The 26,394-nt window shown below is 45.3% G+C and carries 26 protein-coding genes; 15 read left to right on the top strand and 11 right to left on the bottom strand.

Annotated elements, in window-relative coordinates; genetic code table 11:
* Window positions 1-186 precede the first annotated feature (186 nt).
* Together OZ660_RS17490 and OZ660_RS17495 are read left to right on the top strand one after the other, a co-directional pair.
* Window positions 187-1,419, top strand: coding sequence for an EAL and HDOD domain-containing protein (locus OZ660_RS17490; RefSeq protein ID WP_274741817.1), 1,233 nt, complete (start codon window positions 187-189; stop codon window positions 1,417-1,419).
* Window positions 1,420-1,596: 177 nt separating this feature from the next.
* The gene (locus OZ660_RS17495; RefSeq protein WP_202262661.1) at window positions 1,597-2,832 is read left to right on the top strand and encodes an EAL and HDOD domain-containing protein; all 1,236 of its coding nucleotides are present in this window, start codon (window positions 1,597-1,599) and stop codon (window positions 2,830-2,832) included.
* Between the two features lie 107 nt (window positions 2,833-2,939).
* On the opposite strand, the gene ftsX is transcribed toward OZ660_RS17495, so the two are convergent.
* Genes ftsX through ftsY form a run of 3 tightly spaced genes read right to left on the bottom strand, consistent with a single transcriptional unit; the run spans window position 2,940 to window position 6,170 of the window.
* On the bottom strand, window positions 2,940-3,920 hold the full coding sequence (gene ftsX / locus OZ660_RS17500) for a permease-like cell division protein FtsX (RefSeq protein ID WP_159627569.1): 981 nt from the start codon (window positions 3,918-3,920) through the stop codon (window positions 2,940-2,942).
* Window positions 3,917-4,618, bottom strand: a complete 702-nt coding sequence (gene ftsE, locus OZ660_RS17505; protein ID WP_202262662.1) for a cell division ATP-binding protein FtsE — start codon at window positions 4,616-4,618, stop codon at window positions 3,917-3,919. Before ftsE ends, ftsX begins: the two co-directional genes overlap by 4 nt.
* Window positions 4,619-4,643: 25 nt before the next feature.
* Window positions 4,644-6,170, bottom strand: a complete 1,527-nt coding sequence (gene ftsY / locus OZ660_RS17510) for a signal recognition particle-docking protein FtsY (RefSeq protein ID WP_274741818.1) — start codon at window positions 6,168-6,170, stop codon at window positions 4,644-4,646.
* A 66-nt stretch (window positions 6,171-6,236) separates the two neighbouring features.
* Between ftsY and rsmD the strand changes: the two genes are divergently transcribed.
* The gene (gene rsmD, locus OZ660_RS17515) at window positions 6,237-6,905 is read left to right on the top strand and encodes a 16S rRNA (guanine(966)-N(2))-methyltransferase RsmD (RefSeq protein WP_274741819.1); all 669 of its coding nucleotides are present in this window, start codon (window positions 6,237-6,239) and stop codon (window positions 6,903-6,905) included.
* Window positions 6,906-6,914: 9 nt separating this feature from the next.
* On the opposite strand, the gene OZ660_RS17520 is transcribed toward rsmD, so the two are convergent.
* Complete coding sequence (locus tag OZ660_RS17520) at window positions 6,915-7,493, bottom strand: YjaG family protein (protein WP_274741820.1); 579 nt, start codon at window positions 7,491-7,493, stop codon at window positions 6,915-6,917.
* Window positions 7,494-8,096 (bottom strand): YhgN family NAAT transporter, encoded by a 603-nt coding sequence (locus OZ660_RS17525; RefSeq protein ID WP_159627581.1) that lies wholly within the window; start codon window positions 8,094-8,096, stop codon window positions 7,494-7,496. It lies immediately after the preceding gene.
* Window positions 8,097-8,443: 347 nt separating this feature from the next.
* Here OZ660_RS17525 and OZ660_RS17530 point away from each other — a divergent pair, with 347 nt between their 5' ends.
* The gene (locus OZ660_RS17530; protein ID WP_159627583.1) at window positions 8,444-8,626 is read left to right on the top strand and encodes a helix-turn-helix domain-containing protein; all 183 of its coding nucleotides are present in this window, start codon (window positions 8,444-8,446) and stop codon (window positions 8,624-8,626) included.
* Between the two features lie 82 nt (window positions 8,627-8,708).
* Here the strand turns inward: OZ660_RS17530 and pepB are convergent, their stop codons facing one another.
* Complete coding sequence (gene pepB / locus OZ660_RS17535; RefSeq protein WP_274741821.1) at window positions 8,709-9,995, bottom strand: aminopeptidase PepB; 1,287 nt, start codon at window positions 9,993-9,995, stop codon at window positions 8,709-8,711.
* 99 nt (window positions 9,996-10,094) lie between these two features.
* Between pepB and sfsA the strand changes: the two genes are divergently transcribed.
* The 7 genes from sfsA (at window position 10,095) to panC (ending at window position 16,132) form a co-directional block, all read left to right on the top strand.
* The gene (sfsA, locus tag OZ660_RS17540) at window positions 10,095-10,796 is read left to right on the top strand and encodes a DNA/RNA nuclease SfsA (RefSeq protein WP_274741822.1); all 702 of its coding nucleotides are present in this window, start codon (window positions 10,095-10,097) and stop codon (window positions 10,794-10,796) included.
* 274 nt (window positions 10,797-11,070) lie between these two features.
* Window positions 11,071-11,520, top strand: a complete 450-nt coding sequence (gene dksA / locus OZ660_RS17545) for an RNA polymerase-binding protein DksA (protein WP_159627589.1) — start codon at window positions 11,071-11,073, stop codon at window positions 11,518-11,520.
* Between the two features lie 66 nt (window positions 11,521-11,586).
* A complete protein-coding gene (gluQRS, locus tag OZ660_RS17550; RefSeq protein WP_274741823.1) occupies window positions 11,587-12,504 on the top strand; it encodes a tRNA glutamyl-Q(34) synthetase GluQRS in 918 nt (305 codons plus the stop codon).
* A gap of 98 nt (window positions 12,505-12,602) precedes the next feature.
* Window positions 12,603-13,919 carry a polynucleotide adenylyltransferase PcnB gene (gene pcnB / locus OZ660_RS17555; protein WP_274741824.1) on the top strand — a complete coding sequence of 439 codons (1,317 nt, stop codon included), beginning with the start codon at window positions 12,603-12,605 and terminating at the stop codon, window positions 13,917-13,919.
* Window positions 13,912-14,409 carry a 2-amino-4-hydroxy-6-hydroxymethyldihydropteridine diphosphokinase gene (folK, locus tag OZ660_RS17560; protein ID WP_274741825.1) on the top strand — a complete coding sequence of 166 codons (498 nt, stop codon included), beginning with the start codon at window positions 13,912-13,914 and terminating at the stop codon, window positions 14,407-14,409. Before pcnB ends, folK begins: the two co-directional genes overlap by 8 nt.
* Before the next feature lie 63 nt (window positions 14,410-14,472).
* The gene (panB, locus tag OZ660_RS17565; protein ID WP_202262671.1) at window positions 14,473-15,267 is read left to right on the top strand and encodes a 3-methyl-2-oxobutanoate hydroxymethyltransferase; all 795 of its coding nucleotides are present in this window, start codon (window positions 14,473-14,475) and stop codon (window positions 15,265-15,267) included.
* Window positions 15,268-15,280: 13 nt separating this feature from the next.
* Window positions 15,281-16,132, top strand: a complete 852-nt coding sequence (panC, locus tag OZ660_RS17570; RefSeq protein ID WP_226433996.1) for a pantoate--beta-alanine ligase — start codon at window positions 15,281-15,283, stop codon at window positions 16,130-16,132.
* Between the two features lie 75 nt (window positions 16,133-16,207).
* On the opposite strand, the gene panP is transcribed toward panC, so the two are convergent.
* Complete coding sequence (gene panP, locus OZ660_RS17575; RefSeq protein ID WP_274741826.1) at window positions 16,208-17,845, bottom strand: pyridoxal-dependent aspartate 1-decarboxylase PanP; 1,638 nt, start codon at window positions 17,843-17,845, stop codon at window positions 16,208-16,210.
* A 376-nt stretch (window positions 17,846-18,221) separates the two neighbouring features.
* On the opposite strand from panP, the gene OZ660_RS17580 reads away from it, so the two are divergent.
* Entirely contained in the window at window positions 18,222-18,953 is a 732-nt protein-coding gene (locus OZ660_RS17580) for an EAL domain-containing protein (RefSeq protein WP_274741827.1), read from the top strand.
* Between the two features lie 57 nt (window positions 18,954-19,010).
* Here the strand turns inward: OZ660_RS17580 and trmB are convergent, their stop codons facing one another.
* The 3 genes from trmB to OZ660_RS17595 are packed head-to-tail and all read right to left on the bottom strand — an operon-like array spanning window position 19,011 to window position 21,454.
* The gene (gene trmB / locus OZ660_RS17585) at window positions 19,011-19,679 is read right to left on the bottom strand and encodes a tRNA (guanine(46)-N(7))-methyltransferase TrmB (protein ID WP_274741828.1); all 669 of its coding nucleotides are present in this window, start codon (window positions 19,677-19,679) and stop codon (window positions 19,011-19,013) included.
* Window positions 19,679-20,494, bottom strand: a complete 816-nt coding sequence (locus tag OZ660_RS17590; RefSeq protein ID WP_226433994.1) for an ABC transporter permease — start codon at window positions 20,492-20,494, stop codon at window positions 19,679-19,681. The genes trmB and OZ660_RS17590 overlap by 1 nt, the downstream gene beginning before the upstream one ends.
* A gap of 33 nt (window positions 20,495-20,527) precedes the next feature.
* Complete coding sequence (locus OZ660_RS17595) at window positions 20,528-21,454, bottom strand: ABC transporter ATP-binding protein (RefSeq protein ID WP_274741829.1); 927 nt, start codon at window positions 21,452-21,454, stop codon at window positions 20,528-20,530.
* A 266-nt stretch (window positions 21,455-21,720) separates the two neighbouring features.
* Here OZ660_RS17595 and OZ660_RS17600 point away from each other — a divergent pair, with 266 nt between their 5' ends.
* On the top strand, window positions 21,721-22,323 hold the full coding sequence (locus tag OZ660_RS17600) for a carboxymuconolactone decarboxylase family protein (protein ID WP_274741830.1): 603 nt from the start codon (window positions 21,721-21,723) through the stop codon (window positions 22,321-22,323).
* 31 nt (window positions 22,324-22,354) lie between these two features.
* Here OZ660_RS17600 and pdsO read toward each other — a convergent pair whose 3' ends face one another.
* Window positions 22,355-23,125, bottom strand: coding sequence for a sortase-associated OmpA-like protein PdsO (gene pdsO, locus OZ660_RS17605; protein WP_274741831.1), 771 nt, complete (start codon window positions 23,123-23,125; stop codon window positions 22,355-22,357).
* 263 nt (window positions 23,126-23,388) lie between these two features.
* Between pdsO and pdsR the strand changes: the two genes are divergently transcribed.
* Together pdsR and pdsS are read left to right on the top strand one after the other, a co-directional pair.
* The gene (gene pdsR / locus OZ660_RS17610) at window positions 23,389-24,078 is read left to right on the top strand and encodes a proteobacterial dedicated sortase system response regulator (RefSeq protein WP_202262676.1); all 690 of its coding nucleotides are present in this window, start codon (window positions 23,389-23,391) and stop codon (window positions 24,076-24,078) included.
* Window positions 24,079-24,123: 45 nt separating this feature from the next.
* The gene (gene pdsS, locus OZ660_RS17615) at window positions 24,124-26,295 is read left to right on the top strand and encodes a proteobacterial dedicated sortase system histidine kinase (protein ID WP_202262677.1); all 2,172 of its coding nucleotides are present in this window, start codon (window positions 24,124-24,126) and stop codon (window positions 26,293-26,295) included.
* The last annotated feature ends 99 nt before the right edge of the window (window positions 26,296-26,394 follow it).

The raw sequence follows: 26,394 nt of genomic DNA on the forward strand, positions 1-26,394 counted from the left end.
CAATTAGGCTATTTGATTTGTTGCAACACATGATATGTCTTGCTTTTCGCAATGGAAACTGAAAATAATAGATTGATGTAATCGATTTTTTGCACTACTACCGCTGCAGCGCTTTTCTTTAGACACAAACTATAAAAAATAAGTCGATGTATAAGGGATGCCATTCATGCAGCAAAGAGGGATTTGATGTTTGCTTATGTCGCTAGACAACCTATATTCGATGTAAATCGCGAAGTTTACGCCTACGAATTACTTTTTAGAATTGGCGAAGAAAACTGCTTCCCTGATATTCCTCCTGATGAGGCAACGTCGAAAATTCTTACCTCCACTCACCTGAGTTTGGGTATAGAAGAAATCACAGGTGATAAGAAGGCGTTTATTAATTTTCACCGTGACACCCTCATGTTTCGCTTTCCCACATCGCTTGATGCAAGCAAAGTCGTCATAGAAGTGGTCGAGACAGTTGAGGTGGATGATGCACTTGTCGCGGCATGCAAGCACATCAGAGGGTTAGGTTACCCGATTGCACTAGACGACTATGATATGAAAGGGAAATGGGAGGACTTCATCCCTTTCACTAGCGTTGTCAAAATCGATATTACAGAAATCCCTCACGACAAAATTCCCGCCCTTGTAGAACGCTTTAAATCGAAAAAAATAAAACTCGTCGCTGAGCGAATCGAAACCTACGAAGAGTTTCGAAAGTTCAAAGAAATGGGTTTTGACTATTTTCAGGGTTATTTTTTAGCTCGACCAGAAATTGTTCGGCATCGAAAGCTAGGCCCGAGCAGCTTAACAATGATGCAGCTAATGACATTGAGTAGTCAAAGCAAACTCAACTTTGATGAAGTGAACAAAATTATTGAGCGCGATCCATCATTAACCTATTTGCTACTGCGCTTTATCAATAACCCCTTAGTCAACAAACGTCACAAGATCACTTCGCTTAAACACGCTTTAACCTTTATGGGCGAGCTAGAAGTGAAGAAGTTTATTTCGTTGCTTGCGCTTGCGAATTTGAATGATGGTCAACCAACCGAACTCATGCAAATGGCACTGGTTCGCGCTAAATTTTGTGAATTGGTGTACACCAAAATTCATAGCAATGACGACCCAATGACAGGCTTTTTGACCGGATTACTATCGCTACTTGATGCCATGATGGAACAAAGTATTGAAGATCTGGTGAGTAAAGTGCCAATAAGCGATGAGGTAAAAGATGCTTTGTGTGGAAAACCGGGTTTGCTGCGCAACTGCCTCACACTGTCGCAGTACTTCGAACGCGCAAAATGGGCTGGTATTCAGCAGTTTGCAGGAAAGTACGATATAAAACAAAGCCTACTTCATAGCTACTACAATGAAGCAATAAAATGGGCGAAACATATGCACAACGCAGCGCTTAACGACAATAATGAGTAGAATTAATAACAACAATAGTTGTTAGTTTGCGTTTACATATCTTAGACTACAAAAAGAGCTGCTATTTTTTAAGCAGGCTCATAGAGTTAAGTAATGCGTTTGAGCCGGTTTGGCGCCAAAGGATAGGCAATCAAATCTTATTAGGCACGCGCTACCATGTTGAATCAGGAAAGAATTATGTTCGCGTTTATTGCCCGTCAGCCCATATTAGATAAAAGCAAAAGTGTTTTTGCATACGAACTGCTTTTTCGCGACGGTAAGAGTGGATCTTATCCAGAGCATAGCGAAGAAAAATCGAAGTTTATTACCGAGCAGTTTCACCCTCTGGGTTTAGACGACATCTGTGGTGAGAAAAAGTCATTCATCACATTTTCTTCAGACACACTTATTTCTCGCTTCCCTACAAATTTGAACCCCGACTCTGTCGTGGTAGAGCTTGCTGACCCTACCGACACAAGTAGTGGTTTGTTTGAAGCGTGTCAGCACATAAAGCAATTGGGGTTTAAGCTGGCCATTGACGATCCTATGATGGTGGGCTCAAAACACGACATTTTTCCACTTATTGATATCGTTAAAGTTGACGTTACAAAGGGTCGCTTTGAGACCATTGAGAAGCAGATCCCCCGTTATCACGATGCCAATGTACAATTGGTCGCTGAGCAAGTTAACACTCAGGACAATTTTTCAACGTGCGTTGACTTAGGCTTTGACTTCTTCCAAGGGTATTTTTTCTCTCAGCCAGAAGCGCGAATTCTTCGACAATTGCCAGCATCGAAAATGAATGTCGTGGACTTGATGGGCGAAAGCGCTAATGCTGACTTTGACATTGCCCGCATCAGTCAAATTATTGAGCGCGATGCAACATTAAGCTTTTTACTGCTGAAGTTTATCAATAACCCAACTATCAATAAGCGATACAAAATCACTTCACTTCGCCATGCATTGAATTACATGGGAGAAGTAGAAATTAAGAAGTTTATCGCGCTACTAAGCCTAACGAATTTAGGTGACGAAAAGCCGCTTGAAATTATCCATATGTCTTTGGTTCGCGCCAAGTTCTTCGACTTGCTTGCTGAACGCCGGGGACTCAAAAACAACCCGCCTATTTCATTTTTGGTTGGTTTGTTTTCATTGCTAGAAGGTCTGCTCGACCAATCAATGACAGACATACTAAAGCAGCTTCCACTATCAGAAGAGGTAAACGACGCCTTGCTGGGTAAGAATGTTGAATTAAATAGTTACATGACATTAGTAAGAGCTTTTGAAAGTGCCCTTTGGATGAATGTTATCAAGCAAGCAAAGCTATTGGATATTGACCAAAAGCAGCTTCACGTTTTGTACAATCAGGCCATTGTATGGGGTAACGGCGTAAGAAGTGCCATTTCATCACATTACCCCCGCGCGATTGCTTAGCATTTGTTATAAAACGGAAAAAGGCCCTACAAGGGCCTTTTTTAATTACGCTGTTTTTTAAGCTATATCTACTTAAATTATATTTCCTAAAATTCTGTGTTCGAAAATTATTTGGGCTCAATTTGTCGCACGTGACGCTGCACTGAAATCAGAGAGCCTAACAATCCGAGTAATATAGATAACCCCAACATAGTCAGTAACGCACTTCCGGTTAACCCTGTGATGTTGAACTCTTTTTGATACATAGAAGCAAATGTTGTAATACTGCTATCCATCCACCATAAAATAATGATCACCGCAAACCAGGCCATTAAGCCACCAAGCAGCCCATACCAAAAGCCCGTGTACAAAAACGGACGATGGATAAATGCATCTGTCGCGCCAACCAATTTCATTACGACGATTTCATCATACTTATTGAGGATATTAAGGCGAATGGTGTTACCGATAATTAGTACCACTGCAATAAATAACAATAGACCAATTAACGTGACCAAGTCTCTGGCGATATCAATGACCGCATAGAGACGCTCAAGCCACTCAATATCTAGCTTACCTATATCAACTTCTCGCTGTTGCCTTAATTTATCTAACAATGCTTGCGCTGCGGTAGGCGACGCGTGTTTTTCATTTGGTGTAACCAGTACGACATCGGGTAGCGGATTTTTTTCTAGGTAGGCAATGGCATCACCGAGTCCTGATAAATGCTGAAACTCTTTTAATGCGTCATCAGCTGGAATGTATACCACACTGTCGATTTCCGACCAGGTGTTGAGCCGAGCAACCAGTTGTTGTGAACTAGTCGCCGACACATTGGGCTTTAGAAACAAGGATATCTCCGATGCCTGGTCCCACCCTGCGGTAATTTTTTCGGTGTTTTTGACCATAATATACAAGGTGCTTGGCAATGTGATACTTAGTCCCAAAACACCTATGGTCATGAGCGATGCCATGGGCTGTCGCCATAATTCACCTAGGCTTGAAAGCGCTTGTCTGACATGGCTCACAAAAAACATCACAATGGTTTGCAGTAATCCAACCTTTGACGATGAAGCACCTTGGGCTCGGCCTTTGAACAAAATACTCATGACCAGTCTCCATCGACAGTGGTGTCTAACTCTTCGGTCAATCCATCGGTAATCATTTGTCCATTCTTAAGCGTTAGCGTGCGGTAGCGCATACGAGCAATGAGTCCTAAATCGTGAGTGGCAATAAGCACTGACACACCGGCTTGATTGAAATCTTCAAAAAGGCGAATGATTTCCATCGACAGTTTAGGGTCAAGGTTACCAGTTGGTTCGTCGGCCAATAACAAAGGAGGTTTATTCACAACGGCTCGAGCTATGCCAACGCGCTGTTGCTCACCACCAGAAAGCGTAATAGGCAAGCATCTGACCTTGTCTCGTAGACCCACCATTTCAAGTGCAGCTTCAACACGCTTGCGTATTTCTTTGTGAGTATACCCTTCAATAACTAACGGCAATGCAACATTGTCAAAAACTGTTTTATCCATAAGCAGCTGATGACTTTGAAAAATCATGCCGATATCACGACGGATATAAGCAATGTCACGGCGAGTAATACTGTTTAGATCATGCCCATTAATAAGCACTCTACCTACAGTAGGTCGCTCCATAATACTGATAAGTTTGAGCAACGTGCTTTTACCCGCACCAGAGTGGCCCGTTAGAAAGGCCATTTCCCCTGGGGCGATATGGAAATTCACCTTACTTAAGGCGCGCTGGCCGCCAGGGTAGGTTTTGCTTACCTGCTCAAACTTTATCATTATTGTTCCCTACTGCCGCGTTAGATTAGCTTTGTGGTGTTTCCATTTCGCTAAACAAGGCATCTATAAATTCTTGGCCATCGAATTGACGTAAATCGTCAATGCTCTCGCCGACACCTATATACCTTATCGGAATGTTAAACTGATCAGCAATAGAGAATATAACGCCACCTTTTGCTGTGCCATCTAACTTGGTCAATGTGATCCCCGTTAAACCAACTGCTTCATTAAACAATTTAGCCTGACTAACAGCGTTCTGTCCTGTTCCAGCATCTAATGTCAACATGACTTCATGAGGCGCATTGGGGTTAAGCTTTTTCATTACCCTAACCACTTTTTTGAGCTCTTCCATCAAATTGTTTTTGTTTTGCAAACGGCCTGCAGTATCGGCAATCAGCACATCAGTACCACGAGATTTCGCCGCTTCAAGTGCATCGTACAGTACCGATGCACTGTCAGCACCTGTATGCTGAGCAATAACCGGAATATCATTGCGCTCACCCCACACCTGCAGCTGCTCCACCGCTGCCGCCCTAAAGGTATCGCCCGCAGCAAGCATGACTTTTTTGCCTTGCTGCTGGAACTGCTTAGCTAGCTTGCCGATAGTTGTGGTTTTACCTACGCCGTTTACGCCCACCATAAGGATAACGAAAGGCCCTTCAGCTGCGTCGTGCGCTTGCATAACTTCAGGTAACGGTTGGTTCACTTTTGACAGCATGCCTGCCATTTGTTGCTTAAGAATGTCTAATAAGGCTTCAGCATCTTTAAGCTGTTTGCGCGAGGCACTGTCGGTAAGGTGATTGATTATCTTTTGTGTGGTATCCATGCCCACGTCGGCAACAAGTAACTGTGTTTCAAGATCTTCATATAGCTCATCGTCTATAGCCTTGCCTTTAAACAAGCTAACGATGCCACTACCTAAGTTTTCTTTCGTACGTGACAAACTGTCTTTTAATCGCGCAAAAAGAGACTTTTTCTCTTTTGGTTCAGCCTGTGCTTCTGCCTCAGCTTGCGCCTTCGCCTGTGCTTCTGCCTCAGCTTGTGCCTTTGCCTGTGCCTCTGCTTCAGCTTGCGCTTTTGCCTGTGCTTCTGCCTCAGCTTGCGCCTTTGCCTGTGCTTCTGCCTCAGCTTGGGCTTTTGCCTGTGCTTCTGCCTCAGCTTGCGCCTTTGCCTTTTCTTCTGCTTCAGCTTGCGCCTTTGCCTGTGCTTCTGCTTCAGCTTGTGCCTTTGCCTGTGCTTCTGCTTCAGCTTGCGCTTTTGCCTGTGCTTCTGCCTCAGCTTGCGCTTTAGCCTGTGCTTCTGCCTCAGCTTGCGCCTTCGCCTGTGCTTCTGCCTCAGCTTGCGCCTTCGCCTGTGCTTCTGCCTCAGCTTGCGCTTTAGCCTGTGCTTCCGCCTCAGCTTGCGCCTTCGCCTGTGCTTCCGCCTCAGCTTGCGCTCGTTTTTCTGCTGCGGCTTTTTCTTGCGCTTGTTGTTGCGCTAGCTCTTGCGCCTGTTGCGCTTTTTCTTTCTCTGCTTTTTTATTCTTGCTGAACCAGCCAAAAAGTTTCGACATTGTTAGGACAAATCCTTATAAATTCTGAGCAAATTCGGCTACACTTGCCGCCTATTGTATGAACGCATGATACCATTGTCAGCCACTATGAAGCGAGTTTCTCGCCCATCTCGGGCACCATCTTCCGCAAAAAAACGTCAGACCGCAAAAAATGCGCATGCACCGCAACGCGGACAACCGGGTCAAATACGTATAATTGGGGGCCAATGGCGAGGACGCAAGCTCCCCGTGCTGGATGCACAAGGGTTACGACCTACCACAGATAGAAATAAAGAAACGCTATTTAACTGGCTTATGCAGCGTGTTAACGGCGCTCGTTGCCTCGATCTTTTTGCAGGCTCAGGAGGCTTGGGACTAGAAGCGCTTTCTCGTTATGCCACGCACTGTGACTTTATTGAATTAGATAAGCAAGCCAGTGCGCAATTGAAAGCAAATTTAGCAACGCTGAAAGTCGAACCATCTGCTACTGCCCGTGTCCATAATGGCGATGCGCTGAACATAGTGAATTCTCTTGCACAAACGCCTTATGACATTGTTTTTGTCGACCCACCCTTTAATCAAAACTTGGTTGAGCCAGCGCTCAATGCTCTGGTAAACAATGTACAAGTGGGGAGTGTTATTTATCTAGAGCACGAAAGCAGCTTGTCAACGCCGCCGTTACCGGATAACTGGCAAATTACTAAAGAAAAGCGCACAAATGCGCTAGTCTACATGCTAATAGAAGTTGTTAGTTAACACACTAGGCTACAGTTCAAGCCCTATATTCGAGATACCGGCCTCTAACGCAAGCTGTTTCATTTCATCAACAGCTTTAGCCGGATACTTGGCTTGTTCAACATAGTCTAAAAGCTCGTTTTGCACTTCCACTTCAAATTCCATAAGCGGGTGCGATTTCACACTTTCATCGTCCGCTTCATCTGTCGCTAAAAGGTATGCTTCCACGCTGCCTTGCGACAGTTTGCTAATAACCACCGCACCTTGAGGATCATCACCCGCAACTAAATTGAGCAGTCCGGCCAAACCAATAGCGGCATCAATTGCAGGGTAAACGCCGTAATTATCAAATTCACTCGTATCAGGTGTGGCAACTTCGACCTTTTCCAACTGAACAGCAACGTTGAATTTGCTTTTAGGCGACTTCAGCGACTCCCACACCAAGTTAAGGCAGTTGCGAAGACCAGTAGCATCGCCTGTTTCTGTGACTTCACAGAAAAGCGCATAGTTCGGCAACATGCGTTCAAGCAATGCTGCGCCAAACGCAACCGCTTTCCAACCTTCAAGTGCGCGAACACGACCAAATGTATTGAGTTTTTGCTTCGCCATTTATAGTGCTCCAGTGGCATGCATAAAGTATTGAGACACACCATCCAATAACATTTGAATAGCTATCATAACTAAGATCATCCCCATTAAGCGCTCCATTGCCACTAGGCCCCGCTCACCGAGAATTTTGTGAAATACGTTTGAGAACATCAATATTACGGCGCTAATTGACCACGATGCGGCAAGCGCGATAGACCAATCTGTCATTCTATCTGGCGCTTGGTTGGCCAAGAGAATAAGTGCAGCCAGCGTTGATGGGCCTGCAATCATGGGAATAGCAAGAGGAACTAAAAACGGCTCTTCACCCACGGCGAGTCCACTGGGGTTACCCGAAGAAGGAAAAATCATTTTTAGTGCGATTAAAAATAAAATGATACCACCAGCAATGCTCACCGTTTCTTGTTCGACATTCAAAAAGTTAAGCACCGACTGCCCACTGAACAGAAACAAAAACAAGATGCCTAACGCAAAGAGCAACTCGCGAATCATAATAAATTGACGTCGTTTAGGCTCGATTGACTTGAGCACCGACATAAACACAGGCAGATTACCGAGTGGATCCATGATCAAAAAAAGCATAATTGCAGCAGACCAAGTATCCATTAATAGTACTCTCCAGAGTGTGATAAAACGCAAGGCGGTATTGGCGCGCAATGGTAAACCAAGCTACGCAAGTTAAAAACACCAATCTCGCATTGAAAGCGAAAATTACTCGAAAAATAATAAATATACGCTTAAATAATAAGGTAACGACGGAACATTACCTAATTTTCTTAGTCATGGTATAGATGCTTGAACGTTTTAAGGCAAAGGGTATTGACTATCTACACCTTTTGGATAATGTCTTAACTGCATGGCTTTTGATGTAATGACAGGTTCCGACGTTTTTGTTCGTGACTTTTAACTTCAAGAATAAGAATAACCAAAAATACAACAAGTGGATAAATACAATGAGTTTAATGACAGTCAAAGAGGTAGCCGCGTTTCTAGGTGTACAAGAAGTTCGCGTTGAGCGTTTGGAGCGTGAGAGCCTTTTAGTGTCGAAGGACAAAGATACCGACGGCAACCCACTTTTTGATAGTGGCGATGTTGAGCGTTATAAGCAACTAGCAGAGCGCTTAGGCGGCATCTAGCCTGATTCATGCCCTATAAAATTGAAAAAAGGCACAATCCTGCGATTGTGCCTTTTTCATTAATGTGCGCCACTTATAAAGATTAAGAAGCCTTATAATCTTTTAGCATGCGTGCAATCGAACGAATACCCTTAGCTGTTGCGCCAACCGGCATTTCAGCTGTTGCACCGCCGTGATAAGCAGCCGCCAAGTCTAAATGAACCCAGCCTTCATGTTTTACGAATCGAGACAAAAAGCCCGCTGCATTTGAGGCACCGCCGCCACCGCCACCTTTCATTGGACGGCTATTGGCAGTATCAGCGAAGGCTGATGGGCAGCGCTCTGCATGAAATGCTTCTAACGGTAGTGGCCAGAAGCGCTCGTTTTCTGCTTTTGCCGCCGCTAACATTTGTGCCTGTGCATTTTCATCTAGTGAAAAAATTCCATGGTAATCAGAGCCTAGTGCTACTACCGCAGCGCCTGTGAGCGTCGCAGCATCGATAATAAGCGGAGCGCCGGTGTCAGTTGCGGCCATCAAACCATCTGCAAGTACCAAGCGACCTTCAGCGTCGGTATTCACCACTTCAACGGTTACCCCGTTTTTGTATGTGAGTACATCGCCCAGTTTGTAAGCATGTCCACTAATTAAGTTTTCAGCGCAACACAAAATCAACTGAATACGCTTTTCAATACCTTGCGTAATCGCTAAGCCGAGTGCCCCTGTTACCGTAGCGGCACCACCCATATCGCATTTCATATCAAGCATGCCTTCACTTGATTTAATGCTATAACCACCACTGTCGAAAGTGATACCTTTACCCACTAGCACTGCATCTACTGGAGCGCTGTCGTTTCCAGTAGGATTGTAATCTAGTACTAGCATGGCAGGCGGGCGCTCACTACCGCGACCTACGTTGTAAATGCCAATCCACCCCTGCTCTTTCAGGTCTTCTCCAACGGTCATCGTATAAGAAACCTTGTCACCGCCAAGTGACGCAAGCCACTTTGCCGCACGTTCGGCTAATGTCTCTGGGCTTAAGTCTTCGGGTGTATCGTTAACCAGTTGTCGAGTAAACAGTAATGCTGCGTACTCTTGCTCTAATTCCGATTTATCAGCATTGTCGACCCAAGTAATTGCGCCAGGCTTGCGCGCACGCGTAAAGCTCATGGCGAACGCCCATTGCTGCTCTTTGTGCCACTCACCCGCTAAAGAGACTTCCGGCAAGTTCAGACCGTCGAGCTTTCTTGCTGCTTGTTGAATTATGCGCTCGTTGAGTGACTCATCGGGTAAATGAATAACCGCGCCAGACTCGGTAAACGAAAGTTTAGCGCCTTCGCCCCATGTACTTTGAGCGGTTTCTGTCGATAGGCTAACGGTAAATATTGCCATTAGATGTGGCTCCTTTATGTCCTAATAATTCGCAAGCACATTCTGGCTTGCATAAATGTCTGTTATTCTGCGCGCTTGTTCTCACAATTAAGGAGAATCATGGAATTTTCATCTTCACTCATACGCGGCACGCTTATAAAAAGATACAAACGATTTTTGGCCGACGTTGAACTTGCTGACGGTACTATAGTAACCGCGCATTGCCCTAACACTGGTGCGATGACAGGCTGCGCAGAACCCGGATACACCGTATATTTAAGTGAATCTACCAACCCTAAGCGAAAACTCAAATACACTTGGGAACTGGCACAAACGTTTAGCGGCCATTTTATTGGTATTAATACCCACAATGCTAATAAGTTGGTGGCACAAGCATTGAATAACAAGGTGCTTAGCATTTTTTCTGACGTAACATCATTTAAAGCGGAAGTAACACCACCTAATGCAAATAGTCGATTCGATTTCGCATTAACCCGCCACAATGATATTGCCTACATGGAAGTAAAATCGGTAACACTGGCTGAAGCTAATAAAGGTTACTTCCCTGATGCAGTTACACAGCGAGGAGCAAAGCACTGTTTAGAGCTTGCGCGACTGGCCGAGTCTGGTATACCAACGTATTTACTTTTTTGTGTGCAACATACGGCAATAGAAAGTGTACGCATTGCGTCGCATATTGATCCAACCTATGCAAAAAGCGTAAAAGCTGCGGCGAATGCAGGCGTAAAGATAGTGGCAGCTGGCTGTACAATTGATGAACAAAAACTTATTTTAAATCAATCACTCCCAGTTATTTTGTAAAAAATAGGTTGATTTTTTTCATTTCGACGCCATATTTGCGCCTTGTTTTAATGGGAGAACGCATTAATTGCGTTAGCTGGAAGCCGCAAGGCTTGTGTAAAAAGAGTTAGTGTCTGTTGGCCTTTTCTTGACTTTTTAGAGCAAAGTTCAACAGACGCTAATTACCAGCATAATAATTACATAGACACGATTGATTGCCTGAAGCTGTCGAGTCTGATATAGATATCGGTCCAATCAGGACAAGATGGATGTCGTAGTGTAGGAGATGTGGCATATGCCAACAGGAAAAGAAACAAAATCCCTAGGACTATTAGCGCTGGCAGGTTTGCAGCCATACGAAGCAAAACCAGACGAAGAGTACATGGGCGAGCCCCAAATGGAGCACTTCCGTCTATTGCTAAAAGCATGGCGTAACCAGCTTCGCGAAGAAGTTGATCGCACGGTAACCCACATGAAGGACGAAGCAGCAAACTTCCCTGACCCAGTGGACCGCGCCGCGCAAGAAGAAGAGTTCAGTCTAGAGTTACGTACACGTGACCGTGAGCGTAAGCTAATAAAGAAAATTGAAAAAACGCTTAAGCGCATCGAAGAAGACGATTTCGGTTTCTGCGATTCTTGTGGAATTGAAATTGGTATTCGTCGTCTAGAAGCTCGTCCTACAGCTGACCTTTGTATCGACTGTAAGACAATGGCTGAAATCAAAGAAAAACAACTTCAAGGCTAAGCGCAACGCACCTAGCTAGAGTCATTGTGAAAGCCTCATCCCGAAACGATGGGGCTTTTTGTTATTATGCATGAAAACTATGTAGGGCGTTTTGCTCCCTCTCCTTCAGGCCAACTTCATTTCGGTTCACTCGTTACCGCTGTGGCCAGCTATTTAGACGCTAGGCATCACAACGGTAAATGGCTTGTGCGCATGGAAGATATTGACGAGCCACGTTGTATTTCAGGTGTCGACAAGGATATTCTTACCACCTTAGAAAAGCATGGTTTGCATTGGGATGACGAGGTTATTTATCAAAGCCAGCAACATGCTCGATACCAAGACAAACTCGATGAGCTTGTCTCACAGCAGCGAGCTTACTTTTGTACGTGTACCCGCAAGCAAATCAAAGCTATGGGGGGGCAATACAATGGCCATTGCCGCGATAAGGGCTATACAGTTTCCACAGAAGGCACTGCCATAAGGTTGAAACTCGATAAATCACTTGAAGGCTTTAACGATGTCATTATGGGCCACGTTGCAGTTCCACTTCAAACCAGTCGCGTGGAAGATGTAGTGCTTAAACGTCGAGATGGGTTATTTTCTTACAATTTAGTTGTTGTGCTTGATGATGTTTTTCAACATGTAACTCACATTATTCGCGGCTGTGATCTTATTGACGTTACAGCTTTACAACGCGCAGTTTACGGTGAACTCGGGTTTAGCATACCAACGTACGGTCATGTACCTGTTGCCTCTGTCGCCCCCGGTAGAAAACTTAGCAAGCAAAATCGAGCTACTCCCATCAACAATCTAACACCGCTTGAAAACCTTGTAAGAGCAATGCGCTTTTTCGGTTTTTCATTCCCTGATGCTACAGCGTTTGAAAATGTGTCAGTATTGTTAAACTATGCTATTTCTGTGTGGGACAGGAAAAAAGTCGTTAAAACGCCCGAAATTATTGTTCCACAACATGAATCCACTTATTATAGCGAACCTTTATAGTCTGCGGAGATACCATCATCATTCATCGTGTTTTTAAATCTGTTAAACGCGCTTTTTCAAAAGAGAGCTCGTCAGATAACAAATTAAAGCCTAGAACTATGACACGTGGTGAGCACGGTATATCTCGTGAAGATATCAGTGCGAATGCGTTAAAGGTGATGTATCGCCTTAACGGAGCCGGTTTTGAGTCGTATCTAGTTGGCGGCTGTGTACGCGATATTTTGATGGGACATGAACCGAAAGACTTCGATGTGGTAACCAATGCCACACCAGAGCAAATTAAAGGGCTATTTAAAAATTGTCGTTTGATTGGTCGCCGTTTCAGGCTTGCACATATTGTTTTTGGTCGAGAAATCATTGAAGTTGCCACGTTTCGTGGGCACCACCAAGAATCCGATGACGATGACACCATACCTAAAGGCAAAGCAATTGCTAAACGCGACGCCCACGGCCAGCTCGTTCGCGACAATGTGTTTGGCTCGATAGAAGAAGATGCTGAACGCCGCGACTTCACCTTTAACGCCATGTACTACAGCGTGGCAGATTTCACAGTCAAAGACTTTGCCAACGGACTTGAAGCCATTGAAAAGCGCGAGGTTGCACTGATAGGTGACCCAGAAACTCGCTATCGCGAAGACCCTGTGCGAATGCTTCGTGCTGTTCGATTTGCTGTGAAACTTTCGATGCAAATTGAAAAACACACCGCTGCGCCCATCAAGTCACTGGCAAACTTACTGCAAAATATTCCCCCTGCCCGTTTATTTGAAGAGACGTTGAAGCTCTTTTTATCTGGCAAAGGCGAAGCAACGTTTTTGATGTTGCATGAATACGGTCTGATAGAACCATTGTTTCCTCAGCTTGCACCATTTTTAAAAGATGAAAACAGCCGGGAAATGCAGTTTGTTCGCCGTGTGTTAGCCAATACCGATGAGCGAATTAACAGTAATCAGCGCGTTACACCAGCGTTTTTGTATGCTGCACTTTTATGGTACCCAGTAGAGGAACAATCTCAGCGCTTACAAGCAGAGTCTGGTCTAAATGCACATGATGCCTTTAACATTGCTTCAGGCGAGGTTATCGCACGCCAAACGCAGCGCATCATGATACCCAAGCGCTTTTCAACTGTGGTGCGCGATATTTGGATATTACAACAGCGTTTACCCAAACGATTTGGTCGACGTGCTTTTCAGTTATTAAGCCATCCTAAATTCAGAGCGGGCTACGATTTCTTGCTTGCCCGAGGGCAGACAGAGGGTGGCGATTTACTTGAACTTGCACAGTGGTGGACCCACTTCCAGCATGCCGAAAATGGCAAGCAAAAAGGCATGTTAAACGCGCTTAGAAAAACGGAAGGCTCGAAGAGTGCGCCTAGAAAGCGTAAGCGCCGTCCAGCCAAAAGAGACTCAGATGCATAAAGAACATGTTTATATTGGTGTAGGTAGCAACCTTGGTGACAGCCAAAGTAAAGCGCGCAATGCCTTTGATGCGATTGCCAAGATTGAAGATACTCGGTTACTTAAGACATCTTCGCTGTATTCAAGTAAACCAATGGGACCTCAAGACCAACCGGACTATATCAATGCAGTATGTTTGATTGAAACAGCATTGAAACCCCATGGTTTACTCAAGCAGCTACAACGTATTGAACTTGAAGAGGGTCGCGAGCGCAAGGGCGAACGCTGGGGTCCACGTACGCTTGATTTAGATATCTTACTCTATGGTAGTGAAACTATTGATACCGCTGACCTTGTTGTGCCTCACTATGGCATGGCAGAACGTGAGTTTGTAATGGTGCCATTGTTTGAAATAGCCCCCACAATGGTAATGCCTGATGGGAAACCAATTTCACAATGGGTCGCCAATTGTTCTCTAGACGGTCTTCGTCGCCTGCGCTCTTCCAATTAGCGACAAAATCCGTATAGTTCGCCTCATATTATCTCTATTTCCTTACATTATCGGGATCATGTCATGAAGAAAGTTACGGTTTCAGGCTTGCTAAAGAAAAAGCAAGCAGGTGAGAAAATTACCTCGCTAACAGCTTACGACGCTAGCTTTGCCAAGATGTTCGATGAGCAAGGTATTGACGCCCTTCTTATTGGTGACTCGCTTGGCATGGTACTGCAAGGTGAAGACGATACGCTGCCGGTAACGATTGACGATATTGCCTATCATACGCGCAGTGTGCGCAAAGGCACTCAGCGCGCGTTTGTACTCGCCGATATGCCATTTATGTCATATGCCACTGAAGCTCAGTCTTATGAAAATGCGGCTAAACTAATGGCCGCAGGCGCAAGTATGGTTAAGATGGAAGGTGGTAGTTGGCTATGTGACACCATTAAGGGTCTTAACTTACGTGGCGTGCCAGTATGTGGTCATTTGGGGTTAACACCGCAATCAGTACATGTATTCGGCGGCTTTAAAGTACAAGGACGCGAAGCCAGCCAAGCAGAAAAGCTCCTACAGGAAGCAAAGGCCCTTGAAGCAGCGGGTATTCAGCTTCTTGTTCTTGAGTGCGTGCCATCATCGCTAGGTAAAGCCGTAAGCGAAGCTCTCACTATTCCGGTTATTGGTATTGGTGCAGGCAAAGATACCGATGGCCAAATTCTCGTGATGCACGATATGTTTGGTATTAGCGCGAACTATATGCCGAAGTTTTCAAAAAATTATTTGCTTGAAACCGGGGACATGCGCAAAGCGGTTGCCCAGTACATTGAAGAAGTCGAAAGCGGCGTGTTTCCGTCACCAGAACACAGCTTTGAGTAACGAGGTTTTTACTATGCAGGTTGTCGATAGCATTGCATCATTGCGCGAATTAATTACCCAGTGGAAGCGCAGCGGGCAAACCGTAGGTTTTGTCCCCACAATGGGCAACTTACATGATGGCCATTTGAAGTTGGTAAAGCGCGCAAAAGCACACAACGACAAAGTCATTGTGAGTATTTTTGTTAATCCAATGCAATTTGGTGCAAACGAAGATCTTGATGCCTACCCGCGTACAATTGAAGAAGATAAGGCTAAGTTGATTGCAGATGGTGCTGACGCGGTATTTCTTCCCAGCGTGAGTGACATGTACCCCGCAGGCCTTGACGTACAAACCTATGTAGAAGTCCCTGGTATTTCAGATGTACTATGCGGTGCAAGTCGCCCCGGCCACTTTAGAGGCGTTGCAACAGTAGTCAGTAAGCTATTTAACATGGTGCAGCCAGACGATGCGTTTTTTGGTGAAAAAGACTATCAGCAGTTGCAAGTTATCCGCACTATGGTGCGCGATCTTTCGATGGCGGTAACGGTTCATGGCGTCCCCACTGAGCGAGAAGAATCAGGGCTTGCTATGAGTTCGCGCAATGGTTATTTAACCGCTGAAGAAAAGGCCACTGCAAGCTTAATATATAAAGCGATGCAGCAAATGAAAACGGCGATTGATGAAGGTAACACCGACTTTTTGGCGATTGAAAACGCTGCAGTTTCTGAGCTTGAGCAGCACGGCTTTAAAAACGATTACGTTAAAGTAGTCAATGCGCAAACCTTTATGCCTGCCATGCCCAACGACGCACATATCGTCATTGTTGTAGCCCTCTTCATGGGTAAAACACGTCTTATCGATAACCTACAGATACATCGCGTGTAATAACGCTATGTATACAAAAAAGCCCGCACGACAATTAGCGTAGCGGGCTTTTTTTTATTTTTTGCTTTATGACGTTCAGGCAGACGCCAGTATGTGCTCGTCTGAGACAAAATCGATAAGCTCTTGCCACGCTTTCGTCTCTTTAGCGATAAGGTGCTGTTCTGCCAAAATAGCGGCTAGGTCGTTATGACTGGTCAGTGGATTGGCAAGGACAACACGAAATACAGTAATACATTGCGACGGGTAGTCTGGCGCTTCTAAACGTGTACGCGAAACAAACGACTTACCCGCTTCACGCTGTTGCTTTTGCACCGCTACAACCAATGCATCAATTTTTTCATTAATGGCGTTGCGCGTTTTTGCATTCACATGCTTAAGTTTTTGTTGCACTTCGATAGGACAAACACGGTAAGTAAGCAGTGACAATGTAGGAGACGTAGTAAGCTCAAAGTCTTGCGCTTTATCAATCATATGCGCAAAGTCTTTGGCTTTATCGATGCTTCTATCAATCAGTAGTTCGTAACCTTTGCGACCAAAGATATGCAGCGCTGAATACACCATCATCGCCATACCATTGCGCGAACCTTCCAGTGTAGTAGCGCCTAGGTCTTTAGAGCCAGCACGCAATATGTACTGAGCGTGATGTCTTACGGCATTGGCGTTTTGCGGATCTTTGAACAGCGCCATACCAGCCCCCATCGGCACATACATTTGTTTATGTGCATCTATGGTGACAGAGTCTGCCCGTTCAATTCCCTTGAGCCTGTCACGGTAGCGCGACGAAAACAAAGTTGCACCACCCCATGCGGCATCGACATGGAACCAACAACCAAGTTCTTTAGCAACATCGGCAAGTTCATCAAGGGGGTCCACATGACCTGTTTCGGTCGTACCGCCAACGCCCACTATGGCTAGTAGCTTATTGCCTTCTTCTTGATAGCGCTTGCCTGTGCGCAGCGCTTTGGCTGGGTCGAGTGTTTGTTGCGGGGCGGGTAGCGTAATGAGCTGCTCACGTCCTAAGCCCAGTACATCGACCGCTTTTGACAATGAGTAATGTCCACGCTTACTGCACATTACTCCTAAATTATTAATATCGTGAAAACGATAAGCTGCCGCAAGCCCTGCTTTAGCGACACCTGCAAACCCTTTTTGAGGGCCTAGCAACTTATTACGCGCAACCCAAAGCGCAGTAATGTTAGCAATAGTACCTCCAGAACAAAACGCGCCTAATGAGTGAGCTGCGCTATGAAGGTGCTTTTCATAAAAAGCGTGAGATTGGTCGTACACCAAGTTATGCATCATCCCCAGAACTTGGCGTTCTAGCGGCGTAAAGGCCTTCGATGTTTCAATTTTAACAAGGTTTTGGTTTAGCCCTACCATCAACTTAGACAGTGGTAGGTGAAAATACGGTAGTGCAGAGGTCATGTGACCAATAAAGGTTGGCGAGTATGTATTTACCGAGTGAGCGACCAGTTTATCCAAAAGGCTTTCTGCATGCGTAGAAACAAACTCAGGCGACTCAGGCACTTTCGAGTCTGAGAAGTCTTTTTCAATTTCTTCAAGCGATGTCTTTTTCGTAACAACATGCTGCGACAAAAAGTCCAGAATGTTGTCAGATAAATGCTGCTCAATTTGAGCCAGCTTTGAGTCTTTGTGTTCAGGCTTGGTAAAGACCCTAAACAAGTGCTCTAAACTAACTTGCGCTTCACCCACTCAACACACCTCACTCATCTAACATACACATATTCTGCCTATCAGCAGAATTAACAGGCGGTTTAGTCGGAGACCGGCCTGACACTTACTTTCCTTTTGCGCTAGCGTTGTCTTATCTGCGAGTTAACTTCTGTTCAATCAGACAAGACAGCTTAGCATTGACATGGTCCATTCGTTGCCAAACCTGAAAACTTATCACAATACTTTCAGGGTGACGCACTTTACATCAGAATGCAATTCTCGCCAAGTGCTTGGCACCCGCATTTGTCTATCTAGACAGGCTATTTAATTCTATTTCACGTTTATACAGGCATCGCCGTGCATTGCTGCTATATTTTATTTATGAATAAATACGAAAAAGCGAGGGTGGTAGTTTATGCCCATACGTGAAATATCTGAAGCATTCACAATTGATGACATCGTGCCTTACTTCCAACCCATTGTCGATTTACACAGCCAAGGGGTGTGGCGATATGAGTGTTTGGCCCGCCTGATCACTCAGGGCGATAAAACCTTTTTGCCCAGCGAATTTTTGTATTTACTCGAGCGCGAGCATCACGTAAATACCCTTGCAGCCAATATGTTTGTGCAATGTGCCAGTTACTTTCGCGACGTAAATATTCCGTGGAATATCAACATAACCGCCAATGACTTACACAACGAAGAACTCATCCACACGCTGATAACGCACTTAGCTAGCTACCCAAACCCTGAGCGTGTGAGTATCGAAGTTACCGCATCAACAGCCTTATCTAACCCCAAGCAACTTATGACCTTTATAGACAAGAGTATGCATGCTGGACTTGGCGTATTTATCGATAATGTCGGGTCATGCCCTGGCAATATTCGCGCATTAATGAGTGTGCCAGTAAGGGGCATAAAACTGGCGGGCGGATTGATACGTCACTACGATGAGCAAGATGCTGTGAGAGAGTATGTCGACTATTTGCTTGGTATGTGTGAGCAACACAGTATCAACGTTATTGCGGAGCATGTGGAAGATGAACTATTGCTGGAGCGAGTAAAACGCTTGCCTATTCGTTACGCGCAAGGCTACGTATTTAGTCCTCCGATGGCGAATGTGAGACAAGCACAACAACGTCACTAAATGCATTGAGTTACATTGTTGCGCTATCCACCGTCAAACTGACTCGCGCTAAACTTATCAGTCTTCTTCGCTTCGGCAATTAAGTTGCCAACACGCTTGTCCGCTGGCGCGGTATTTTCGCTCAAAAGGCGTCATATGAAACTCGCCTGTTACCTCTTTAAGGTCAGATATCAAACCATAATGCTTTGCGGCCTGCGCGAACTCCATAAGGTAAATGAGCCAGTTACTACGTACTTCAATATTAGGCGTAATTGCCATTAAATCGACCATAGCGGCACTGCCATGCCAGCGCTTTTGCACTTGTGTTTTCTTAGGATAAGGGTTGGGATACAGCAAAAAGTGCTGAGTAACCTTCCAACTTGACTGCTGAACCAAACGCCAGAAATCGTTCACATCAGCGCGAATAACGCGATAGTTGTTTTGTTGTGCACGGTAGTGCTCGTGCTTATCGACGCGTAATGCTGATTTATCAATACCGATAATACGAGCGCGAGGGTTGGCTTGCGCTAGGTTAGCCGTGCTTTCTCCTACACCACAGCAGGAATCAAGAATAATCTCGCCATCGTAGCCTTCAAGCCAGTCGTTCACCTCGTCAAATGCCCGTTGTGTATGCTCACTTACTGGACGTTTGTTTTCGCTTGTACGGTATTTTGTAACAAGCTCATCAAGTTTATCGTGCACACCTACCTGAGAGGTGGTGATTTCTCGTGAATTTCCACTAGCCATTAACTGCGTATACCTTTACCCGTTTTCAGGAGGTAATACGCCACGCTGAAAAGTAATGCGTTAAAGCCAACTAGCAAACCTAAAGACAGGGTTACATTAACATCAGAGACGCCCAAAAAACCGTAACGGAAGCCGTTAACCATGTAAACTACCGGATTAGCTTTACTTACCCATTGCCAAAATTCAGGCAACAAAGACAGCGAGTAGAACACACCGCCAAGGTAAGTAAGTGGGGTTAATACAAAGGTAGGCACAACGCTAATATCATCAAAGGTTTTCGCAAACACCGCATTAATTAAACCTGCGGTAGCAAAAAGTGTAGAAGTAAGGAGCAGTGTTAACGCAATAATGCCAAGGTTATGGATGGTGACATCAACAAAGAATAGCGACACCAGCGTCACAATGATTCCTATCAAGATAGCGCGTGCTACGCCACCGCCCACGTAACCAAGGATGATAACCGAGGTAGGTACTGGCGATACGAGTAACTCTTCAATGTTGCGTTGAAATTTAGCACTGAAAAATGAAGATGACACATTGGCATACGAGTTTGTGATCACTGACATCATAATGAGACCAGGTACGATAAACTCCATATAAGTAAAGCCCCCCATCTCGCCAATTCGGTTGCCGATAAGGCTACCGAAGATGACGAAATAAAGGCTCATTGTGATAGCCGGCGGCACCAGAGTTTGCACCCAAATGCGCAAAAAGCGCGTGCATTCTTTTATCCAAATAGTGGTTAAAGCGACATAGTTTTGCTTTATCCAGCTTGTATTGTCTTGTGTATTCATGTCTGTGGTTTCTGTTTTCACTGTCATTTACCGTATTTGTTATTCACATCAGGCCTAGCCCGCTTGTTTAGCAGACTCTACGAGACGTACAAACAGCTCTTCTAATCGGTTGGATTTGTTTCGCATACTCATTACTTGTATGCCTTGCTCACTTAATTGGGTAAAGACAGGGTTGAGCCCTTCCGTTTTTTCCACATCAACTTCCAGCGTATGGTCGTCTAATAAGCGATACTCAAAGCCTGAAAGTTCAGGGGCTCTCGTGCCTTCAGGTACTTTGATATCGAGCACAAAGGTTTCTAAGCTCAGTTTGGCAAGCAACGCCTTCATACTGGTATTTTCCACAATAGTACCCTTGTTGATAATGGCAATGTTGCGGCACAGCATTTCAGCTTCTTCAAGATAATGCGTGGTAAGAATAATGGTAATACCTTGACGGTTTATCTCTTCTAAAAATCCCCACATCGAGCGGCGAATTTCAATATCAACACCTGCTGTTGGCTCATCAAGAATCAGCAGTTTCGGCTCATGCATAAGCGCACGTGCAATCATTAATCGGCGTTTCATGCCCCCTGACAATTCTCGTGCTCGTGCATCGCGTTTTTCCCACAAGTCTAATTGTGCCAGATATTTTTTCGCACGCTCTTTCGCGATATTTCGAGGCACACCATAATAACCCGCTTGATTAAGCACAATTTGCAGAACCGTTTCGAACTGGTTGAAATTAAATTCTTGAGGGACAAGGCCAATACAGGCTTTGGCGAGTTCTTTTTGTGAAGTTAGATCGTAACCAAAAACAGAGACGCTCCCTTGCGACTGATTCACCAACGAGCTGATAATGCCTATAGTGGTCGACTTCCCCGCTCCATTGGGACCCAGTAATGCGAAGAAATCGCCTTGTTCTACCGACAAGTCGACACCTTTAAGTGCCTGAACGCCACCCTTATAGGTTTTCGTTAACCCTTTAATATCCAACGCTTTCATGATTTGCCTGTGTTATTGGTCACAGCCTGTTAGCCGTGGTGAGATACTATCGCGACGTCGACAGCCATTACCCTAGCGATGAGGTAGGACTGTGTTGATCTTTACGGTTCGTGTTTTAAGCGTTTAAGTGTAACGTAAAACTTACTGCTTATAGAATACGCGCGCGATCTAGCGATTGTTTTTAACGATTAAATACAGCAAGGTATGTGGGTACAAAAAGTGTGCTTTTCAAGCCCCCTAGTAGAATAACAACGAAGGAATTGCCAATGTCACTGGACCCACTTTTATCTCCACTTCCACCTGAGACTACACCTGAACTAGCCGATGACTTTGCTGTGTTTATCGATATTTTGGGGTTTATCCCAAACAGTCTTTTGACCATGCAACGCAAACCCGAAATGGTAAAGGGCTTTGCTGCATTAACCAAGGGCGTTATGGGTGAGGGCAGTGTTGTGGATGGCGGCTTTAAACGCCTTATCGCTCACTTCGCCAGCCGTGCCGCAGGATGTCAGTACTGTGAAGCACACTCACTTATAGCGGCCGGTATTCACGGTATCAGCGACGAAAAAGTGGCAGCAGTGTGGGAATATAAAACGAGTCCGCTATATACTGAAGCAGAACGTGTAGCGCTTGATTTTGCGCTGGCTGCAGGTAGTGTACCTAACGCTGTTGATGCACAATTGATGGCGGCAATGCGTGAACACTGGGGTGAGCAAGAGATTGTCGAAATTTTAGGTGCCGTCAGCCTCTATGGCTTTCTAAACCGTTGGAATGATTCCATGGCGACAGAAATAGAATCGTCACCCAAAACCTTAGGTGACGATGTGCTAGCGAAAGGGGGCTGGACGGGCGGTAAACACGTTAAATAAACCGCCTTGATAAGACTTGGACGTTGCAGCGCTATTGAGCGTTTTGACTCATCAAAACAGGGGCTCGCTCTGCAATTTCCATTTCTACTTTGCGGTCAAAGAATATCCCTTCATGTTCAGTTTGCATGCTTTGCGACTCCCCTACTGCGACCGTCATAATTTGCTCACTGGCCACGCCAAGCTCCGTTAGATATTTTTTCACACTAAGGGCTCTTTGCATCGACAACGCTTGATTAAATTGCGAGTCACCGCGCTTGTCGGCTTGACCCGTAAGACGAACAGTGAGTTTCTCGTTGCCTTTTAACGCACTGGCTACGAGGGCGAGCTGGTCACCATAAACAGGCTCAACAATAACAGAGCCGGATTTAAACTGAATACTACTTTTCAATGTTGGGGCAGGCGCATGGCTTAACTCTTCCTCATAGGCAACCTTAGTAAGCATCAATTGCTGTTGCATAGCGTGATTCTCTTCACGCAATGTTGAGTTTTCCTGTTGAACGTATGCAAGCTCGGCGAGCTCAGCATGCGATTCGTTAAGGGCTGTCTCCTGAGCCGTATTTTCCCCAATAAGCGCCCCTAAAATTCCTGCTACTGCGGCACCTGCGGGCCCTGCAATGATAGCCCCTACGACAACACCACTACCAAGGCCAACTGCCGCGGCCTTTGACTCTTTTTCTTTCTGGGCTTGCATGTTGACAGGCGTTCTATCACTCGATGCCATACGCGAGGCAGCCGCTGCGTTTATTGATAAGGTAGTCATCGCAATTAGTACTGCTGAGGCTAGTGCTTTATTGTTTCTCATCGTGATTCCTCTTTTTAAAAAGGCGCTGTGCGTCGTTGGGGTAACGCACAGCGCAAAGGGTAAGTCGTTGTTTGCGTTCAGTAGCGTTAGTAAACCAATTACAAGTGGCAAAAAAAGCGTGCAATCGGGGAAATGTCGTGATGCAAAACGCCAAATATGGCGCAAATGAGGCACTCTTGAGGATTTTATGTCGAACTTAAGCAAAGTAGACGGTTCATAGGTATAGTGTGCACCAAGACAGAAAATGAAAGACGGATACAGGTATGCCTAAAACCATCGCACTTGTAGAAGATGACGCGGCTATAAGAGAAAACTACATTATGGCGCTCAAAGCACAGGGCTATAGCGTAAACGCCTATGAAGATAGACCATCTGCGGCGCAGGCATTTAGCCACACGCTACCCGATTTAGCGATTATCGATATTGGCCTGAAAGACGAAATTGAAGGCGGCTTTATGCTGTGCCAACAGCTTCGCGGATTGTCGCAAACCTTACCCATCATTTTCTTTACTGCACGAGACAATGATGTCGATACCATTAGTGGTTTGCGCATGGGGGCAGATGACTACCTCACCAAAGACATTAGCATGGCACATCTTTTAGCGCGTATTGCCGCGCTGTTTCGTCGCACTGATTTATTGTCGGCTCCTACAGATCAAAAAGATGAATTGAAAGTGGGTGATCTAAAAGTGGATGTCTCGAGAATGACAGTGAGCTGGCAAAATCAACCTGTCTTACTGACGGTAACTGAGTTTTGGATGCTACATGCGCTTATCAAACGACCGGGGCACGTAAAAAGTCGACAACAATTAATGGACGAGTCTCGGATGGTGGTGGACGATACCACCATTACGTCGCACATTAAGCGTATGCGCAAGAAGTTTGTTCAACTGGACCCGCGTTTTGACCACATCGATACTGTTTATGGTATGGGTTATCGTTGGCAGCTATAGCGTTTAAATGCAATAGAATGGGTGTTCAGTGATTAGGACTCTGTAATGCGGTTTCGCTTTTCCATACGCTTGCAGCTGTTAGTGCTGTCGTTATTTTTATTTACCATTCCATATTTGGGTTACAAGTATGTGTGGGAGTTGGAACAGTACTTAAGAAACGGTCAAGAGCAAACCATGATTGGCACGGCGCGTGCCGTTGCCACAGCACTTCATGAACGCCCTGCTCTTTTTGACAGTCAATCGGCCTATTTGCAAGACGTAAGGCCAGGAACCGATTTATACGCGCCGCCCATTCCCTCTCCTATTCGTTTGGACGGAGAGCTAAACGATTGGCAGCAAGTGAACGAACTCATCGGCACTTACGGCAGCCAAGAAGTGATTGAATACTATCAAGGTAATCAAGGCGAACCCGTTAGTCTTTCTTTTCAGCACATGGTTGGGCGATACGGTCAATTTCTCTATGCCATGTTTGAAGTCTCTGACGATACGCTGTTATGGCGTGAACCCAACAGCCTAAGCGTTGAAACGGGCGATCACCTTCTTATTGGCATGGAGACAGCGCAAGGTACACTTGCTCGCTATGTTGTGGCCCCCTACGAAAGCGGATGGGTGAATGCTTACAAACTTGCAAGCTCAACAAATACAACACGGGCAGTGGAGAATGCATTATCTATTCAAGGCCGCTGGCAAGAAACGGCAAACGGCTACAATATTGAACTGCGATTTCCACTGTCGATGACCACAGGTGGCTTAGCGTTTTCGATTGTCGATGTGGATGACCCTGTCTCACGCCAAACTCAATATGCCATTGGTACAGCCAATACAAAGGCACTGAAAGAGTTAGGCACAGTCATTACCCCTTCACCAGAAATTGAGCGTATTCTTGCTGGGTTAAAATACGCAGACTCACGGGTATGGGTAGTTGATAAGCACAAGCGTGTGCTCGCCCGTGCTGGTGATATCCAATCTGCAACGGGCATTGAAGTAACCCCACAAGAAACATCGACCATTGCTGCATGGGAGTGGTTTGAAAGTGAGTGGTTACTTCCTATTTATTACCAGATATTAACCCGCCCCCCAGCTGATTTCATTGACGAACTTGACGACGCTTATGCCCTAGTGGGGCAAGATTTAGGCACCGCACTTAACGGCCAGCCGGATTCATTGTGGCGTTTATCTCCTGACAATAAAGCCATCATTTTGTCAGCGGCTTACCCCATATTTATTGACGGTAATGTGATGGGCGCCGTCATTGTAGAGCAAACTACCAATGGCATCCGCACCCTGCGTAATCGCGCCCTCGAACAGCTATTCCACGTTATATTGGCAGTGATGCTACTTGGCACACTGGGCCTACTTCTTTTTGCTAGCCGTATTTCAAGTCGAATCCGTGCACTGCGCGACAATACCGAAGCCGTTATCGATGACAATGGCAAGATAGTCGGAACGCTACCCACTTCTACCCAGCGTGATGAAATTGGCGATCTGTCACGCTCATTCTCGGATGTGCTCTCTCGACTACAACAATACAATTCATATTTAGAAAATATGGCCTCGCGATTGTCTCACGAACTTCGCACTCCCATTGCAGTAGTGAAGTCATCACTTGATATGCTCTCTCACGTTGATGATTCACAGCAACAAGCCATTTTTGTAGAGCGTGCGCAGTCAGGCGTAAATCGGCTAAGTACCATTTTAAATAGCATGAGTGAAGCCACACGATTGGAACACGCTATTGCACAGGAAGACCTAGAGCCATTTAATTTGGTAAAGGTCATTGGTGGTTGCATTGAAGGCTACCGTCATACTTATGCGCACAGACAATGGACTTTTCAGGCGCCAGAATCTGCACTGAATATAAACGGGTCACCTGAACTTGTTGCCCAGCTATTCGATAAAATCATTTCAAACGCCGTGGACTTTAGCCGAGATAGCGACACTATTGATGTCTGTGTTGAGAAAAAAGACAAGCGTGTTGTGTTACGTGTGAGTAATCCCGGCCCACTTCTTCCACAGGGCATGAAGACGCAATTATTGCAGTCGATGGTTTCTGTGAGGAAAGAAAATGATGTACAAAATGCAGCGCAATCTCCACATTTAGGCCTTGGTCTTTATATAGCCAATATAATCATGGTATTCCACAAGGGCACGTTATCGCTCGATGATAAAAGTGACAAATCGGGCGTCGTGGTTACTGCGTCCTTTCCAGCTATTTAGCAAAATTTCATCAACCTTAAGCAATTATGAAAGGTCCTTTCATTTAATATAAATGAGAACGGTTATCATTTATATTTACATTAATTTATTCTTTCCCTA

Source organism: Alteromonas sp. 009811495, assembly GCF_028865455.1.
In the GTDB taxonomy this organism is placed as follows: Bacteria; Pseudomonadota; Gammaproteobacteria; order Enterobacterales; family Alteromonadaceae; genus Alteromonas.